The organism is Arthrobacter sp. 01T428, assembly GCF_056398685.1.
On the sequence record NZ_JBFTPW010000010.1, the window covers coordinates 24,332 to 39,707 of the forward strand.

The 15,376-nt window shown below is 62.6% G+C and carries 16 protein-coding genes and 1 pseudogene; 9 read left to right on the forward strand and 8 right to left on the reverse strand.

From position 1 onward, the window contains the following. Window positions 1-65: 65 nt before the first annotated feature. Window positions 66-761 carry a GntR family transcriptional regulator gene (locus AC1DJB_RS12850; RefSeq protein ID WP_476910413.1) on the reverse strand — a complete coding sequence of 232 codons (696 nt, stop codon included), beginning with the start codon at window positions 759-761 and terminating at the stop codon, window positions 66-68. A 183-nt stretch (window positions 762-944) separates the two neighbouring features. Further along, window positions 945-2,063: a histidinol-phosphate transaminase gene (hisC, locus tag AC1DJB_RS12855; RefSeq protein WP_476910531.1), complete on the reverse strand. Its 1,119-nt coding sequence runs from the start codon at window positions 2,061-2,063 to the stop codon at window positions 945-947. An 89-nt stretch (window positions 2,064-2,152) separates the two neighbouring features. Here hisC and AC1DJB_RS12860 point away from each other — a divergent pair, with 89 nt between their 5' ends. The 6 genes from AC1DJB_RS12860 to AC1DJB_RS12885 all read left to right on the forward strand — a co-directional run bounded on the left by AC1DJB_RS12860 (window position 2,153) and on the right by AC1DJB_RS12885 (window position 7,519). Beyond that, complete coding sequence (locus AC1DJB_RS12860; protein WP_476910414.1) at window positions 2,153-3,571, forward strand: aldehyde dehydrogenase family protein; 1,419 nt, start codon at window positions 2,153-2,155, stop codon at window positions 3,569-3,571. Window positions 3,572-3,774: 203 nt separating this feature from the next. Further along, window positions 3,775-4,434 (forward strand): hypothetical protein, encoded by a 660-nt coding sequence (locus AC1DJB_RS12865; RefSeq protein WP_476910415.1) that lies wholly within the window; start codon window positions 3,775-3,777, stop codon window positions 4,432-4,434. Window positions 4,435-4,617: 183 nt separating this feature from the next. Then, window positions 4,618-5,568, forward strand: coding sequence for a tetratricopeptide repeat protein (locus AC1DJB_RS12870; RefSeq protein WP_476910416.1), 951 nt, complete (start codon window positions 4,618-4,620; stop codon window positions 5,566-5,568). Between the two features lie 173 nt (window positions 5,569-5,741). Continuing rightward, window positions 5,742-6,125, forward strand: coding sequence for a cupin domain-containing protein (locus tag AC1DJB_RS12875; RefSeq protein ID WP_476910417.1), 384 nt, complete (start codon window positions 5,742-5,744; stop codon window positions 6,123-6,125). A 632-nt stretch (window positions 6,126-6,757) separates the two neighbouring features. Further along, on the forward strand, window positions 6,758-7,147 hold the full coding sequence (locus tag AC1DJB_RS12880; protein ID WP_476910418.1) for a DMP19 family protein: 390 nt from the start codon (window positions 6,758-6,760) through the stop codon (window positions 7,145-7,147). Window positions 7,148-7,282: 135 nt separating this feature from the next. Then, complete coding sequence (locus AC1DJB_RS12885) at window positions 7,283-7,519, forward strand: hypothetical protein (protein ID WP_476910419.1); 237 nt, start codon at window positions 7,283-7,285, stop codon at window positions 7,517-7,519. 77 nt (window positions 7,520-7,596) lie between these two features. Here the strand turns inward: AC1DJB_RS12885 and AC1DJB_RS12890 are convergent, their stop codons facing one another. The 5 genes and pseudogenes from AC1DJB_RS12890 to AC1DJB_RS12910 all read right to left on the reverse strand — a co-directional run bounded on the left by AC1DJB_RS12890 (window position 7,597) and on the right by AC1DJB_RS12910 (window position 10,622). Next, complete coding sequence (locus tag AC1DJB_RS12890) at window positions 7,597-8,619, reverse strand: zeta toxin family protein (RefSeq protein ID WP_476910420.1); 1,023 nt, start codon at window positions 8,617-8,619, stop codon at window positions 7,597-7,599. 14 nt (window positions 8,620-8,633) lie between these two features. Then, the gene (locus tag AC1DJB_RS12895) at window positions 8,634-9,122 is read right to left on the reverse strand and encodes a hypothetical protein (protein WP_476910421.1); all 489 of its coding nucleotides are present in this window, start codon (window positions 9,120-9,122) and stop codon (window positions 8,634-8,636) included. A gap of 65 nt (window positions 9,123-9,187) precedes the next feature. Beyond that, the gene (locus tag AC1DJB_RS12900; protein ID WP_476910422.1) at window positions 9,188-9,445 is read right to left on the reverse strand and encodes a ParB family protein; all 258 of its coding nucleotides are present in this window, start codon (window positions 9,443-9,445) and stop codon (window positions 9,188-9,190) included. Next, window positions 9,442-10,047, reverse strand: coding sequence for a DNA-binding protein (locus AC1DJB_RS12905; RefSeq protein ID WP_476910423.1), 606 nt, complete (start codon window positions 10,045-10,047; stop codon window positions 9,442-9,444). The genes AC1DJB_RS12900 and AC1DJB_RS12905 overlap by 4 nt, the downstream gene beginning before the upstream one ends. A 76-nt stretch (window positions 10,048-10,123) precedes the next feature. Beyond that, window positions 10,124-10,622 (reverse strand): annotated as a pseudogene (locus AC1DJB_RS12910) (single-stranded DNA-binding protein). Between the two features lie 170 nt (window positions 10,623-10,792). On the opposite strand from AC1DJB_RS12910, the gene AC1DJB_RS12915 reads away from it, so the two are divergent. The 3 genes from AC1DJB_RS12915 to AC1DJB_RS12925 all read left to right on the forward strand — a co-directional run bounded on the left by AC1DJB_RS12915 (window position 10,793) and on the right by AC1DJB_RS12925 (window position 13,823). Next, the gene (locus AC1DJB_RS12915) at window positions 10,793-11,836 is read left to right on the forward strand and encodes a tyrosine-type recombinase/integrase (RefSeq protein ID WP_476910424.1); all 1,044 of its coding nucleotides are present in this window, start codon (window positions 10,793-10,795) and stop codon (window positions 11,834-11,836) included. A 23-nt stretch (window positions 11,837-11,859) separates the two neighbouring features. After that, window positions 11,860-12,159, forward strand: coding sequence for a helix-turn-helix domain-containing protein (locus AC1DJB_RS12920; RefSeq protein ID WP_476910425.1), 300 nt, complete (start codon window positions 11,860-11,862; stop codon window positions 12,157-12,159). 398 nt (window positions 12,160-12,557) lie between these two features. Beyond that, on the forward strand, window positions 12,558-13,823 hold the full coding sequence (locus tag AC1DJB_RS12925) for a hypothetical protein (protein WP_476910426.1): 1,266 nt from the start codon (window positions 12,558-12,560) through the stop codon (window positions 13,821-13,823). Between the two features lie 145 nt (window positions 13,824-13,968). Here AC1DJB_RS12925 and AC1DJB_RS12930 read toward each other — a convergent pair whose 3' ends face one another. Next, window positions 13,969-15,363, reverse strand: a complete 1,395-nt coding sequence (locus tag AC1DJB_RS12930) for an Nramp family divalent metal transporter (RefSeq protein WP_476910427.1) — start codon at window positions 15,361-15,363, stop codon at window positions 13,969-13,971. Window positions 15,364-15,376 lie beyond the last annotated feature (13 nt).

The window sequence follows — 15,376 nt, forward strand, 5'->3', positions numbered from 1 at the left end:
GGGGAGGCGTGGGTGAGCGTCCGTGGTTCGCTCCCCACGCCCCTTCTGCTCTCCGGCACTACAAACTAAGCCACGGCGCGGGCGTTCAGTTTCTCCTGCACACGCCGTACCAGCACCAGCGTGTGGTCCCGGCAGATCTCTTCCAGTGCCGAATCGGCCTGACCGCGCTCCAAGGCCTCCAGGATCCGGGCGTGCGCCTCTATGGTCTCCTTGCCGGCCGATAAGCCAAGGGTCTGGATAATGATCCCGCGCTCCCGGGCAAAGACCAGACTGCTGACGGTGTCAGCCCACTGCGAAAGCCGGTTGACCTCCTCGACCAAACGACGGTTGGGACAGTGGCGATAGATGAGGCCGTGGAAGGTCCGATTCAGTATCGACCACTCGTCGAAGTCATAGCCGTCCAGGGCCACCTGCAACTGTTCGTTGGTTTGCCGAAGGGCGACCAGGTCCGCTTCGGTCAGACAGGGCGCGGCCGCACGTGTAGCGTACGCCTCCATGACGGCTTTCATTTCCATGAGATTGAACCAGTCCTCCTTGGAGAGCTGGACAATGGAGGGACCGGAATTCGCCCCGTACTCAACGAGCCCCTCCGCTTCCAAGCGACGCAGCGCCTCCCTGATCGGCGCCTGGCTGACCCCGATCTCCTTGGTCAGGGAATCGATCACGAGGCGTTGGCCCGCCGAGTACTCAGAGTTGACGATGCGCTCGCGCAGGATCTGGTGTGCAAACTCAACCTTCGATGGAGCCACCGATGTCGTCATGTTTCCCTCTCTTTGCCGTGCTTCCACCCCACGGCAGGCTAAGGCCGGAAGGAGGCAGAGGGCGCAGCCCGTTGCCGTATAGCTAATCCTATGGGATCCCGGCCTTGTGGTGCGACGCCAGAAGCCTAAAGCCCTCCCGGAGACGGGGATGGTGGGCGAACCCGTCAGCTGGGTTCGCATCACTCAGAGCCCCTTTGGCCGGGATTCGACAACTCGACCCAGCGCTTCAAGCGTTTCGCCCACCTGTTCCGGCGTGCCGACCGTGATGCGGATGCCTTCCGGATCACCCATCGCGTTACCGGGGCGGACGATGATTCCTTCTTCTTCAAGGGCCTTGGTGAAGCTTTTGGCATCTCCGACGCGTACATAGACGAAGTTCGCATGGGATTCCAGCGGGTTGAAGCCCAGGGTCCGCAATCCGTCGCCCAGCCTGTCCCGGCCGTGCCGGTTCAGGTCCACACGGCGGCCCAGCTCTGCCTCGTCCTGGAGACTGGAGAGCGCCGCTGCCTGAGCGACGCTGGACACTTCATAATTGCTCTGGACTTTGAGGATAGCGGCGATAATTTCTTCGGATCCGGCGAGGTAGGCCACCCGCAGGCCAGCAAGGCCATAAGCTTTGGAAAAGGTGCGAAGTGTAACGAGATTGCGGCGGCGGAATGCCGTGTCGGCAATCGTGTCGGGATAGCCTGCGAAGTCCGCGTATTCGAAGTAGGCCTCGTCAATGACTATTGTCACCCTCTCGGGGACGGCCCCGACAAAAGCCAGCAGTTCGTCCCGGGTGGTGATGGCCCCGGTCGGGTTGTTGGGGTTGCAGACGTAGACGATGCGGGTCTGTTCATTGATCAAGGCCAACATCGCGTCGAGATCATAGCTTCCGTCTCTCCGCACAGGCGCGCTCAGGGTGGAAGCGCCCTGCTTGCGGGCATCCAAAGCGTACGCATGGAACGTCGGTGAGCATATGACAATATTTGTCCCCTCGTCCAAAAGGGCCACGGAGAGGTGATGGATCAGACCAATGCCGCCCGCCCCGACAGCCACGGATTCCATGTTCAAGCCAAGCTTGGCGGCCAAAGACCTGCGCAGTGTCCGGAAACCGGACTCCGGGTAAAGATTCGCCCGTTCCATCTGAGCGTTCGCCGCCACGATGGCAGACGGAAAGGGGCCATACGGGCCCTCATTTGCAGCCAGGCCCAGCAGCTGACGCTTTTGGAGGCCGTCAGCGGAAGCATCCCGAACACTGCGCCCCGCACTATAAGGCGGCAGGTCCTCTATGCTGGTCCGGATCCGCGGCCCGGTGCCCATTTCAGAAAGTGCTGTGTGCGCCTTCACTATTCCCTCACTGTCCTATAGAGTTTCCTATATGATCTTAGCGAAGGATCCGGAGAACAACAATGCTTGATACTGCAAACCTCAGCGGCTTTTTCGCCGGCGGCCGGTGGATCCCCTCCACGGGGACCGAGCGTCTCGGCGTTTACAACCCGGCAAACGGCCAACTTACCGGCGAACTGGCTTCAGCCAGCAGGAACGATGTCGACCATGCCTGCCAAGCCGCCCTGGAGGCCTTTCCCCGCTGGAGCAGGACAGACCCCCAGGAAAGGGCCATCCTGATCAACAGGATTGCCGAGGGTCTTGACGCCCGAGCGGAAGAGCTTGCAGACGGCATCACCGCCGAAGTCGGAACACCGCGGCACAAATGCGTTCAGATGCAGATAACCCCGGCCATCGGTGCCTTTGCCGGCGCCGCCCGACTTGGACCCGACATCCTGCGGGATGCGCAGTTGGATGCAACGGTGGTACGTCCCGTTCCGGTGGGCGTAGTGGCCTGCATCACGCCCTGGAACTATCCCCTGTACCAAATAGCGACCAAAGTAGCAGCGGCTCTCATGGCAGGATGCACCGTCGTCCTCAAGCCCAGTGAGGTGGCGCCCTCCAGCGTAATGGTACTGGCCGACGTCGTGGCGAAGGCAGGAATTCCCGCCGGTGTCTTCAACGTAGTTTTCGGAGACGGCCCCAACACAGGTGAAGCCCTCATCAGCCACCCTGCCATTGACTTCGTTTCGTTTACCGGATCCACACGAGCCGGAGGACGGGTCGCGGGAATCGCTGGCCAGCACATCAAGCAGGTATCCCTGGAACTGGGCGGCAAATCTGCCAGCCTCGTCCTTCCCGACGCGGACCTGAACCTGGCCATATCCAAAACGTTGGACAAATGCTTCCAAAATTCCGGACAAACCTGTGCCGCCCTGACCCGGCTGCTCATCCCCGCCAGCCGTATCGACGAAGTGACAGTGTTACTGAAAAACCAGGTCGCATTGTTCCCGACCGGTAATCCCGCGGAGAGGCAAAGCGTCCTGGGCCCCCTGGCAACGTCCGATCAACGGGACAAGGTCCTCGGACTCACCTCAGCCGCCCGCGGAGCAGGTGCTGTGCTGCTCGCGGCCGGGGCCGTATCCGGGCCGGCAGGCGGATACTACGTGCCTGCGCAGGCTTACCTCACCGACGCCGACGACAGGTTGGCCCAGGAAGAGGTCTTCGGTCCCGTCCTTGCCGTTGTCCCTTACGCCGACATCGACGACGCCATACGCATCGCCAACAACTCTCCGTACGGGCTCAGCGGCGCGGTTTGGGGGCTCAAGCGGGAGGAAGCCGGACGTGTCGCGGCAAGCATCCGAACCGGAAGCGTTTCCATCAACGGCGCCCCCACTCATCCGGACGCACCCTTCGGCGGCTTCCGGATGTCCGGGTTTGGACGCGAACGCGGGCCACGCGGCATCGAAGAATTCACGACAACACAGTCCGTTCACTTCTAACCGGAGGCATAAAACTGACGACGGACGGTCAGAACCCATCCTCGTCGAGGGCGTCCCGGTAAAGGATCCCTCAACGGACATCTTGCAAGCCACATTGGCACGTCGATCGAATCCCACCTGGCCCTCGACGAGTACGCATTTACGAAAGTAGGCTCAGGCCAAACGCCTTGTCAGCGTTTTGTGCTTCGGGGAAGAAGATGACGATGAGCGGTATTGACGATCTCATGGCGGAGTCCAATGACCGCTGGGCAGACGCGACGAGAAGAGCCCAGGGCGTCGAGGACAATGGCCTGGGTGAGCCCGTGAAAACCTATTACACCCGCTATTTCCCTGCCGGATTCTTCATCCTGGTCGCGGCCGGGACCATCGGCGGAACCCTGGCTTTCCCGGGCTCACCGGAGAGGTGGCCGACCTTCCTGACCTTCGGGATTCTCCTTGGATTTCTCGGCGCCCTGATTGGGGGCTTGGTCTACAACGCGAAGAAAGTGGTACCTGCAGCAAAGTTGGGGAAGATCGATGTGTTGCTTTCCCTGGAAAACGAGGAAAAGAAGCAGGTCCGTCGTCAGATCGCAGAGAAGGCACCCATCGATCCGGAACATCTTTCGGTCACCCGGGCCGCCGCGGTGCAATTACGTAAGGGCCTCGCCACGCAGCTGCTCCTGGCGCCGTTGTATCCGCTTATCTTCATTCCCCAAGTCATGAACTTAGCTCTCCGCGGTGACAGTCTGTTCGCTTGGCTGATGGCAATTGGTGTGGGAGTAGTGGTGGCCGGGATAGGGTTTCTCGCCCGTGACTTCCGGCGGGCGGGCCGGTTCCTTACACGCACAGCCGAGCAAACAGCCCCAGGCAACGCGCCGCTTTAATGTTCCAAAAGCGAACGTTGAACGGGACCGATTCGCTGCAGCGTGGGTCCCGGATGAGGATCCCTCAGCGTGCGCCACTGAGCTTCGCGCTGTGGCCAGCAGGGGACGTTTTGATACGCCGGTCGTGTGGTTTCGTGCTGCGCGTGGCGTTCGGCAGAGCCGCGCGTGTTGCATACTGTTCCGATGATGGGACGAACTTGGGCGGGGTTTAGGAAAAAGCGGACACCGCACGAGGTGTGGTCAGACTGGAAGGCTGCGGATGAGGCGGGAGACGCCGGCCTTGCGACAGTTCTGGCCTCCGAGCTGCTGGAGCTGACGCCCGAGTCCTATTACAGCTGGTTTCAGGCCGGTCTGCTGTCCAAGGCCCTTGGCAACTGGCCGGAAAGTCTGGACCGCAACACGCGGGCGCTGAAACTCTTCACTTCGAAGGATGCCGAGGAGTTCAACGGCGCCAATCCTGCTGCCTGGAACATGGGCATCGCATCAACAGCATTGGGTGACTGGTCCAAAGCCAGGGATGCGTGGACCGCCTACGGTCTGGATAGGTTTCAGGCCGAAACCGGGCCCATCGACGTCGACTGCGGCATGGCTCCCGTCCGGCTCAACCCCGACCAGCCCAGCCTCCCTCACCAGGTCCTGTTTTCGGTCGGGAAGACTGAGGTGGTCTGGTGCTGGCGCCGGAGCCCGGCCCATGCAATCATCGCGAGCGTTCCCCTGCCGGAGTCCGGCCATCGTTTCCGAGATAAGGTCCTGCACGACGGCGAACCCAAAGGGACCCGACGGCTCGATGGACAGGAGGTGTCGGTCTTCGACGAGCTGGGACGTCTTGAAGAATCCGGTCTTCCTACATGGCAGGCCCAGATAGTCGGTGCGACCGCCGATGATGTCCAGGCACTGTCGGACCTCCTCGGACAGCGGGGACTCGGACTCGACGATTGGTCCGGGATCCGGCTGATGTGCTCGAAATGTTCGCACGGCGCACCCGAGGACGGACACGACCACATCCACACCACGTCGGAGGATGCGATACGACTTGGACTCGCCGGCCACGAAGCAGACCTCGGCGGAGTTATAGACGCATGGCTGGCCGGCAGGCACGGAATCGACGTGCTGAACCTCGACCTGCTCTGGTAGTCCCCACCATTCGGTCAGCCGATTCACAGAGCTCGGCCCCGCTTCCGGATTTTTCGGCGGCTGCGGCGGTGCGACAGCCTCTGTGTGCTCCCCTGATGCGGGCGGCACAATCAGCAACGTGCGTTTAGGGATCGCCTTCCGGGCAGTCGTGACACCGCTGCTACATTGGGCAAATGACTGCTGACGTGCAAAACGTGAAGAACGCCCTCGCCTCGATCTCGGACCATTGGCAGCCGCACCGGCTGACCAGCATCAACGACTACGACATCAAGCTCGTGAAACTCCAGGGCGAATTCGTTTGGCACACTCATCCCGATACTGACGAATTGTTCATGGTGATTTCCGGCGAGCTAACAATCCAGCTCCGCGACCGAAATGTGATACTCGGCCCCAACGACGTTTTCGTCGTACCCCGCGGGGTAGAGCACTGCCCCAAGGCAGTAGCAGAAGTCTCAGCTCTCCTCATAGAGCCCAAAGGGACAGTGAATACCGGAGACGCCGGCGGCGACATGACAGCAGAGCTGCAGGAGTTCGACGTCTCGAACGACGTCCGTTGAACCATCGGCTTACGCGCGGCGAGGTGACAGTCAGTGCTGCAATGAAATGCCGCCATTTAGCGCTGAGATTCATACCCTTGAGGTTGTGAACGCGGTAGCCTCGAAACGTGCTCCGCGCGCGGATGCGGCACCAGCCGCAATCGATAGGGTCGGTGTACCGTCAGGAACAAGTCCCCACGGCGCCGGACATCACGTACCAGACTCTTCGTCGCACCCAGGGGAGACTCAGCGACTTGTTTGAGGAGAGATGACAACAGTGGGAATCACCCCAGGCGCCCTGGTCGCAGTCTTTGTCACCCTGTTCGTGGTCTTTGTCGCGCTGTACGTCATCCGCCGAAGGAAGTGATCACTCGGCGGCCAAGCCCCTCAGCCCGCGTTCACAACCTCACGGGGAAGAACAGCTAAGGAAGCTGATTATCCGGGAATTCACTACCGACACTTTGACCACGATAGCGGGGTCCGCGCTGTCGTGGTCGTAATCGCTGCGAACTCGTTCTCTTTCTGTGCTCGATGGAGCGTTGAGTGCCCGCCGATCCTTAAGCGGACACCCGCACTTCTTTGATGGGACATTTTGGCTGATTGGTGGAATCTCGAGATTGACATGCTCCACGTGCTCGATTGAGAGGTAGCCCATGGATGAAGCAGATCGCATCCGGAATCGATCACTTGAGCTTGGGCGCACGCATGAACGCGCGGGAGACATCGCGTTGGCCGCCGCGTTGACGTTCCACTCATCGGCGATGAACGGGGGTGTGCTAGATGCTGTGGAACGCCGAACAACAGAGTTGCTTCAGGCGGCTCAGGCCGCGTTTGTCCGGCTGGGCCTTGAACCGGCGGCCAAGATCATCGCAGACGTGCGAACCGAAATCGATGCCGGCGCACTAGACGACGACGAACGGGCCGAGCAGCTCGAGCGGTCAGCCGACGAAAGATACAACAGCCTTCTCCCATCGGACGCTGCCTTGGAATCAGCATTTCGGGTGCGGCTCGTCGAATTGCCCGAGGCTTTCTCGCCGGCGTGACTCACCATGGTCAAGATGGGTTAGGCGGTTGTGTCGAGGCGTCTCGCACGCGGATCGGCTAACGGGCGGTCGAAGAAAAGGTCGAACTGGCCACGAACGCTTCCTGAGCCGGTCCGCGCGTTCTACGGTTACCGTATGGCTCGAATGACACCGCAGGAAGCAACGGCCGTGAATATATTGCTGGGGTACTTCGCCGGCAGGCCCGAGTTACCACCGGCGGAAATTGTGCGGTCCCTCGAGATCCTCGCAAATCGGGCCCACAACCGGCTGCAGGGTGGCTGGGACGAGTTCGCGGTGCGTCGCCAATGGCCATACGCCTATGAAGAAGACGTCCAGGCGCAAGAAGGCGCAGACGAGCCTTCCGAAGACTGAACTTGAGAGTCAGGGTCATCGCCGGGTACTTCTCCTGGAGCGGCGCGAAGCGCCCGGGAAATTGGCGTTTCGTGTTGCTACCGTCCGAAGCCCCTGCCGGCCTGGGGCTCGCCTCTGTGCTGCGGTGGGCGGGTTGTTGAGGCGGCGCGGACGGCGGCCAGGGTTTCGCTGTCCACGAGCGGCCCGTCAGGCTTTGCCCGGCCCTTCGTTGTTTCCAGTTTGGGGCCGGCGTCCTTGTCGGCTACCCGGTACACGAGGTATTCGCTGACGCATCCGTAGTCGATGGCCACGGCGGCGGCGTTGGCCGCGCAGATGGATTCCTGTGCATCGGGCGTGGTGAAGAGCGAGGCCGGGAAGGACTGCGGAACCCACCGGCCTCCAAGCTCGGCGTCACGGCCGGTGGCCGTGCCGTTCCCGGCCTCAAGGTAGCCGCGTTCCCACCGCCCCAGGGTGCGGGCCTCGCTGACCGCCCGGGTGGTCTCGACGTCGGCCACCTTCACGTCGTAGCCGGCGGCCTGCAAAGCGTCCAGCTGCGCACGGGCGTTCTTCTCACCTGAGAGCGTGCCGTCAATGATGATGTTGTCCCCCCGGTCAAGGGCGTCCCGGATCGCTTTCTTGGCCAGGATGGAGGATTCGTTGTGGACCAGGGCCGCCAACTCGCGCGGGTAGAACTTCTCCCCCGCTGCTTCCAGCTTCCGGACCTCATCCGGAACCAGGTAGCCGTCATAACTGCCGTCGGCAAGGGCCGTCACCAGCAGCTCGTCTTTGAAGTCATCGGGGTTGATGGACAGCCAGTGCCCCGGGCCCGTCCGGGTCTGCGCGATCAGCGCATCCTGGGCGGTGGACTTCCCCGCCCCCGGGGGGCCGGCGAGGACGATGGCCTTGCGGTTGCGCAGCACTTCCGGATGCGCTGCGACGAAAGCCGTAAGGATCGCGTTGTGCAGGGCCCGTCGTTCCTGGCGCGGCTGCTGCCGTTTGACGTTGAACCATTCCGGGTTCTGGGTTGTCGCGTGCCGGGAATGGGCCGTCAGCGGTCCGCCGTCAGCGCACAGGCGTTCCAGATGGGCACGGTGCGCGGCGGCCCGATCGTCAATAGTCACGCTCTACAGCGTAGTCACGGCAACTCCGGAGCGTCCTCCGCCGCGTCCAGGATGATGTCGTAGGCCTCCCCGTCGATCAGGCCCTTGTCGAAAGCCTCCCCCACCTCTTCGAACGTTCCGGGAGGGTCCGGGGGAAGGATCGCCTTCCACTCCATGGCCAGCTGTTCCGTATGGTCCGGGGCTTTCACATAGGGCCACGCGGACAGCTGGCGGATCATCTCGTCACGGTCGATGTCGCCGGCAGCGTAGCGCTCCGCGATTTCGTAGGGGCTGGCTCCGCTGAACCCTTCCGGGATCGCCTTCACGCCCCTGGATTCAGCCTTCGTCAGCGCCTGGCTGATGGCGGACTGGGTGATATGCAGGGCGCGGGCTATCTCGCGCTGGCCCAATCCCTGCTGCACCGCTTCCCGCAAGGCCCGGATGTAGTCCAGGCGGCCCAGGTCCTCACGGGCCAGCGCGCGGCGGGCCAGGTCAATGGCGTGGTCGGGGCTGGTGATCGTCATATCCGAACCTCCTATATTAGTAAGCTTATCAGGCCTGCCAGAAGCACCTCTTTAGCCACCGCGGGTTATTGTCGGTGGCGGGCTTCTTCTTCTTTGGAGCGGCGCCCGGTGCGGGCGCTCCCCGGCGGCAGCGGTTCCCAGGGTTTGCCATTGTTGTGCCGTCGCTGCAGCCGGCGGACTTCCTTGAGCGTGGCGGCCTCGATCAGCTCCGAGATGGAGGCGTATCCCTCAAGGTGGCCGGCGGCCGCGAACGCCGCCCGGACCTGGCCGGCATCCGCCGTCGCGAAGTACGGGGAAAAGCTCTCGGGTTTGGCCTTGCTCACTCCCCCGCGCCCTTCGTCTCCGGGGAAACCCGCTGGAGCAGGGCGTTGTGGACCTTTTCAAGGGTGGCGGCGCGGACCTCGGCCGTTGACAGTCTGCGTGCCGCGTCCGCGGCCTCCTTGGCGGCGGCCCGCTCGGCCTCCCGGGAATCCTCCAGCTGCTTGCCGATCACGGCAAGCTGGCGCTCCAATGCGCCCCGCTGCGCCTCGAGGCGGGCTATCTCCCCGGCATGGGCGGCCGCGGCAGCATCTTTGTCGGCGGCTGCCTTGTCCAGGTCCGCGACGAGCTCGGCAATCTCCTGGTCCTTGTCTTTGCGTTCCTGTGCCCAGACCGCTTCCACGGCCGTATGCCGTTCAGCGGCCAGAGCGGATGCTTCGGCCCAGCAGACCCCGGCCAGGCGTGCCGCCTGCTCCAGCAGGGCCGCCGGAGTGGCGGCGACCTGCCCGTCCGCGGCCTGTTTTTCCTCGGCCCATTCCTTCAGGTACCGGGTGGCGTCGGCGTTGGACACCCCGGCGGCCGCGCGGACCGTCGACACGGTGGGCCGACGCTCGGCACTGATCTGCTCGGCCGCGGCATACACACGGTCCTTCACGCTCGACGTCATCAAAAGCACCTCTTCGATTCTTGAAAGTAGTAGGAGTAGTAACGATACTACTCCTACTACTACGAATTCTGAAGGTTTAGAACGGCGGTTCGGAGTCCGCGCCGTTGCCCCACCCGCCGGCATTGCTGCCGGGCTGCGTGGCCCACGGGTCATCCTGCGGGAGGGACTGGCCTGTTCCGCTAGGCTGGGTGGTGCCGCCCTGGCTGCCGAAGCCGTTGCCCCCCGGGGCCGCCGCGTTGGGTGCGGTTGACTTTGGCGTTGGCGTAACGCAGGCTCGGGCCGATCTCGTCTACCTCGAGCTCAATGACGGTGCGCTTCTCGCCTTCCTTGGTTTCGTAGGAACGGCTCTTCAGGCGGCCTGAAACGATCACGCGCATGCCCTTGGTGAGGGTTTCGGCGACGTTTTCAGCTGCTTCGCGCCATACCGACGCGCGGAGGAACAGGGTTTCCCCGTCCTTCCACTCATTGGACTGGCGGTCGAACGTGCGCGGGGTCGATGCCACGGTGAAGTTCGCCACCGCGGACCCACTTGTCGCAACTGTAGTGGGTTCATTCTTCCGCCCTTCCCCCTTCAACCCGCTCGATGCCTTCGCCCAAAAGGATCTCAACGGCACTCGGCCCGTAATGAATTTTCCTCAGGATTCCTGAAGAATGTATTGTTTCTCTGACATTCTTTCGTTCTGGCCGAAGTGAGGCGCGCGTGGTTAAGCTTGCGGTCGTTCGCTCTGCCATGGCGAGGCACTCCATGTCTCCGCAGGAGCTGGATGATTTCGAGCAGGAGCTCGTGGACCAGTACGCGCTGGCCATGGCGGCCTCGGGCATCAGCGATGAATACATTTCGCAGGAGCGGTCCGTGGTTTTCGCCTTTCTGCGTCACCTTGGAAACTATCTCTGGACCGCTGAACCGGCCGATGTCGACAGGTTCTTGAGCATGGAGCGAAAGACCAAAGGGCTGGCGAAGAGTACCGTCCACGGCAAAGCTGGAACGATCGCACGGCTTTTCGACTTCCTCGCAAGCCGGTACCAGGGTGAGATCCATCAACTCACGGGCCACGTGGTGACTCAACCCGTTGACGAGTTCAACCGCCCCGCGAAGGCAGACTATGGCGGGATGATCCGTGTACCGCCTTCCGGTGTCGAAGTAGAGACGCTGTTTTCGGGCTGGCGCGAGGCCCTGCCCGAGGCGCGTAAGTACCTGCCAGCGGCAAGGGACTACTTAGCTGCCTCCCTGTGGCGGCGCGTTGGCCTCCGAATCAGCGAAACGGTGATGCTCGATATCCGCGATTGGCGCCCCGACCTGGGCGAACAAGGCAAACTACATGTCCGCTTCGGCAAGGGCAGCATGGGCCGCGGACCAAAGACCAGGATGGTGCCGGCGATCAACGGGGTCGATGGACTACTGAATTGGTGGCTCACGGACGTGCGCCACCAATTCGGTGATGATTGGGAAGATCCCGATGCGCCCCTGTTCCCGAGCGAACGGAGGGACCCGGAACTGGGGCGAAGCCGCAGGGCCGGGGACGACGCACTGAGATCCGGTTTCGCCAAGGTGGTGGGCATATGGCTTCCTCATTGGTCCGGGAGGCTTACTCCCCATGGGATGCGCCATTTCTGTGCCTCGTCGATGTATGAGCGAGGGATGGACCTTAAAGCCATCCAGGATCTGCTCGGACATGAATGGCTGTCCACGACCACCCGCTATATCCACGTCCACGATAATCATGTGGAGAACGCGTGGGCGGTGGCCAATGAACGAGTCGCGCTGCGATGGGAAACGGGAAAGAGGTGAAATAAATGCGTTGGAATCTACGCATGAAATCTGCCGAACGCGGTATCTGGAAATCGACAGAACTGCGACGTCGGCTGGCGGATGCAGGGCTTGAGATCAGCGCCGGGAAAATGTCGGCTCTCTGGACTGGTAATCCGACCTCGATCCGGCTGGATGACCTCGACATCATCTGCCACGTCTTGGACTGTGAACCGAACGAGTTGCTGATCAGGGAGCCGGACGCGGTCGCGTCCCGCCGCCCGCCGCAGGAAAAGATCACAGCCGTTGGCGGCCAGGTCATCACTCCCCGTCTGGGGCGCAACCGCACTCTTCCGCCCGCGTGAGTGCCCCACGGACCTGCCCGCGGTGCTCTGCCCGCCCTGTAGCGACGGCGCAATCCACCTACTGCTACGAGTGCAGGCCAGGCGGCGCCGTTGCGCCCCCACCCTGCCGCAAATGCGGTTCCACTGAGCGGTACTACTCCGGCGGACTTTGCCAGCGATGCCACCGCTATGCACCCCAAGTGATCGACAGCTGCTTAGATTGTCTCGGCTGGGGCGTCACCCGCCACACAAGCTGGATCTGTCAAGGATGCAGAGGTTGGCGGCGCAGATTCACAACCATGAGCCCTTGCTTATCCTGCCGCGAGACGAAGTACGTGAGCCCCGATGGGTTCTGCCGCCTGTGTTGGCGCACCTCAGTCGGCGCCCGTTCCCACGGAAACGGACCCAGCAACCTCGAAATGAACCAACACGGTCAGCAGTTGTACTTCGTCGGCCTGATCTGGCGGCAGCGCCAAATCAAACCCCGACCGGCCGCACCCACCGCGGCCCATCACAAATACCCCGTTGGCCACGAGCAGATGGCGCTGATCCACCTGCCGCGCGATCTCTCACGCCTACCCGTTCATCCGGAGCCGCCCGACCCCGACTTTGTTCTCCTGCTTGACCAAGTTGCTCGGCATCATGCCCGCAAGCACGGATGGAGCAAGACAAGGAACATCACTGCACGCCAAGGGCTTCGAATCCTCGCCTGCATCCAGGACACTCCGGGTTCACCGATCAAGGCCAGCCAAGTAGAACTCTTGGACTCTGCCGTGTTCGCCCATCAACCGATCCTGGACATCCTCGAAGGGGCGGGGCTGTTGCAAGACGATCGATCGCCGTCGATTATGGCGTGGTTCGACACAAAGGTTGCCGACCTTCCGGAACCCATTGCCACGGAACTGCGAGTCTGGTTCGAGATCATGCTTCACGGCAGCTCAAAGGCCCCGCGATCGCGTCCGAGATCGCAGAGCACCATCAAACTACGGATCCGTTCGGCTGTCCCGGCTGCGCGTGCGTGGGCCGATGCGGGCCGCAATTCCTTACGGGAAGTCACACGCGAGGACGTCGATCGCGTCTTGCCCTCCCAGGGAAGCGAACGGGTACTAAGCGGAGCAGCCCTACGATCGCTCTTCCGCACGATGAAAGCAAAGCGCCTCGTCTTCGTTAACCCCACAACGCACACAAGGACAGGGAGTCCTGAAACCCGCATTCCGCTGCCCATCAGCGAAAGCTCGATGCGCGCCGCCCTCGACTCCGACCGCCCGGCCAGGACCGCTTTGGCCACGCTGATCGGCTACCACGCCCTTCGAAGCGAGCAAGTCCGGGCACTACTCCTCACAGACATTCGAGACGGAAAGATTCATCTACCGGACCGCCGAATCCCACTGGCACCGCCCGTTCGCGACAGTCTGTCCGCATGGCTGGACCACCGCACTGCCAACTGGCCAGAAACCATCAACCCACACTTGTTCATCAGCAAACAAAGCGCCGTTCGAACTACCCAAGTCAGCAACGTCTGGGTGATTGAAAACCTCGGGCTGTCACCGCAGGCACTCCGCGCAGACCGGATCCTTTACGAAGCCCAAACGACCAAAGACATCCGCAGGCTCTGTGACCTTTTCGGTCTCAGCGTCAAAGGAGCTGAGCGCTATTTCAGCGGCCTGGATCTGACGCTGTCTTAGCCGCACTCCTGCACCCCTGCATGAAGGATCTAGCCGACATACGGAACTTGGGATTTGTGAAACCTTTTGGACGGAGGCGGCGTACTTAGCGGGATTGTCTCGTGTGTCGGGTGGCTATCCTTGCCCGGCTGGCTCTGCAAGGGCGTCAGGAGGTCCCGGTGATCGTGGTCCAGATGCCGATGGCGCCGGCGACGACCATGATGGCGGTTGTGGACCAGCCGAGGGTGGCGGCAAGTTTTCCGTTGCGGTATTTGCCCATGAGGTCTTTGTCGCGGGAGATGAGCATGGTGACTATGAGGAACGGGGCGGCGGCAATCCCGTTGATGATGGCGCTCAGGATCAGCAGTCCGATGGGGTCGGAGTCGAAGAGGCTGATGATGACCCCGCCGATGGTTCCCACCCCGAGCAGCACGTAGAAGGTGCGTGCCTTGCTGGGGCGACGATCGAAGCCCCACTCCTTGCCGAGCAGGCCGGCCAGTCCGGCGGAGCCCGCGGCGGCCAGAACCGGGACTGCGAGGATCCCGGAACCGACAAAACCGGCTGCGAAGAGGAACTTGGCGGCCGGACCCACGATGGGTTCCAGTGCTTTGGCGGCGTCTGCTGCGGTCTTGACGTCCGTGCCGTTCCTGCCCAGGGTTGCGGCCGTGGCCGCCATGATGGCGAACATGACCAGGACGGAGAAGAACATCCCGGTGAACACGTCCGCGCGGGCGTTGCGGAGCTTGCGGTGAGCGTCGGGCTCGGAGTGCTCGCCCAGCCCGACGGCGTTATCACCTCCGAGGTCTTCTTCCCGGAGCTCCTCGATCCGGTGCGCGCTTTGCCAGAAAAACAAGTAGGGGGAGATCGTGGTGCCCAGGACCGCGACGATCAGGCCCAAGTAATCCAGGCTGAACCGGAACTGAAAGCCAAGGACGCCCTTCGCAACATCGCCCCAGTCGACGTGGGCTACGAAAAGGACCGCCACGTAGGCCAACAGGGCCAGGCAGAGCCATTTGAAGATCTTGGAAATGATCTCGAAACCGCCGGCGATCAGGACGACGGCGATGCCGACTCCAGCGATGGCGCTCCAAAGCTGGGCCGGGCCCGTGCCGAGCAGTTCCATGCCCTGTCCGATCGCCATCAGGTCCGCCGCCGCGTTCAGGGTATTCGCCGCGAGCAGGGCCACGATCAGGATTCCGATCACCACCCGTGGCTTGCGCGAGAACTTCCGGCGGGCCAGCCTGCCCAGGCTGTCCCCGGTGGCCAGGGCGGTGCGGTCGCAGATTTCCTGCACCGCCATCATCATCGGCAACGTGGCAGGAGCCGTCCAGAGCATCCCGTTGGAGAACGTCGCCCCCGCCTGGGCGTAGGTCGCGATTCCCGACGGGTCATCATCGGCCGCGCCCGTGACCAGGCCCGGACCGAGCAAGCCAAGGAATCGCCGGACCGGCGACGCCTTCCTCCCAGAAGAGTCCGGCCCCGATCCGGAAGGATGCTCCCGCCGGTCGTCATCGACCGTGGTCGACAGGGGGTCTGGTTCGGCAGCCTCAACCGAGCTCATTCTTCTCTCCTGC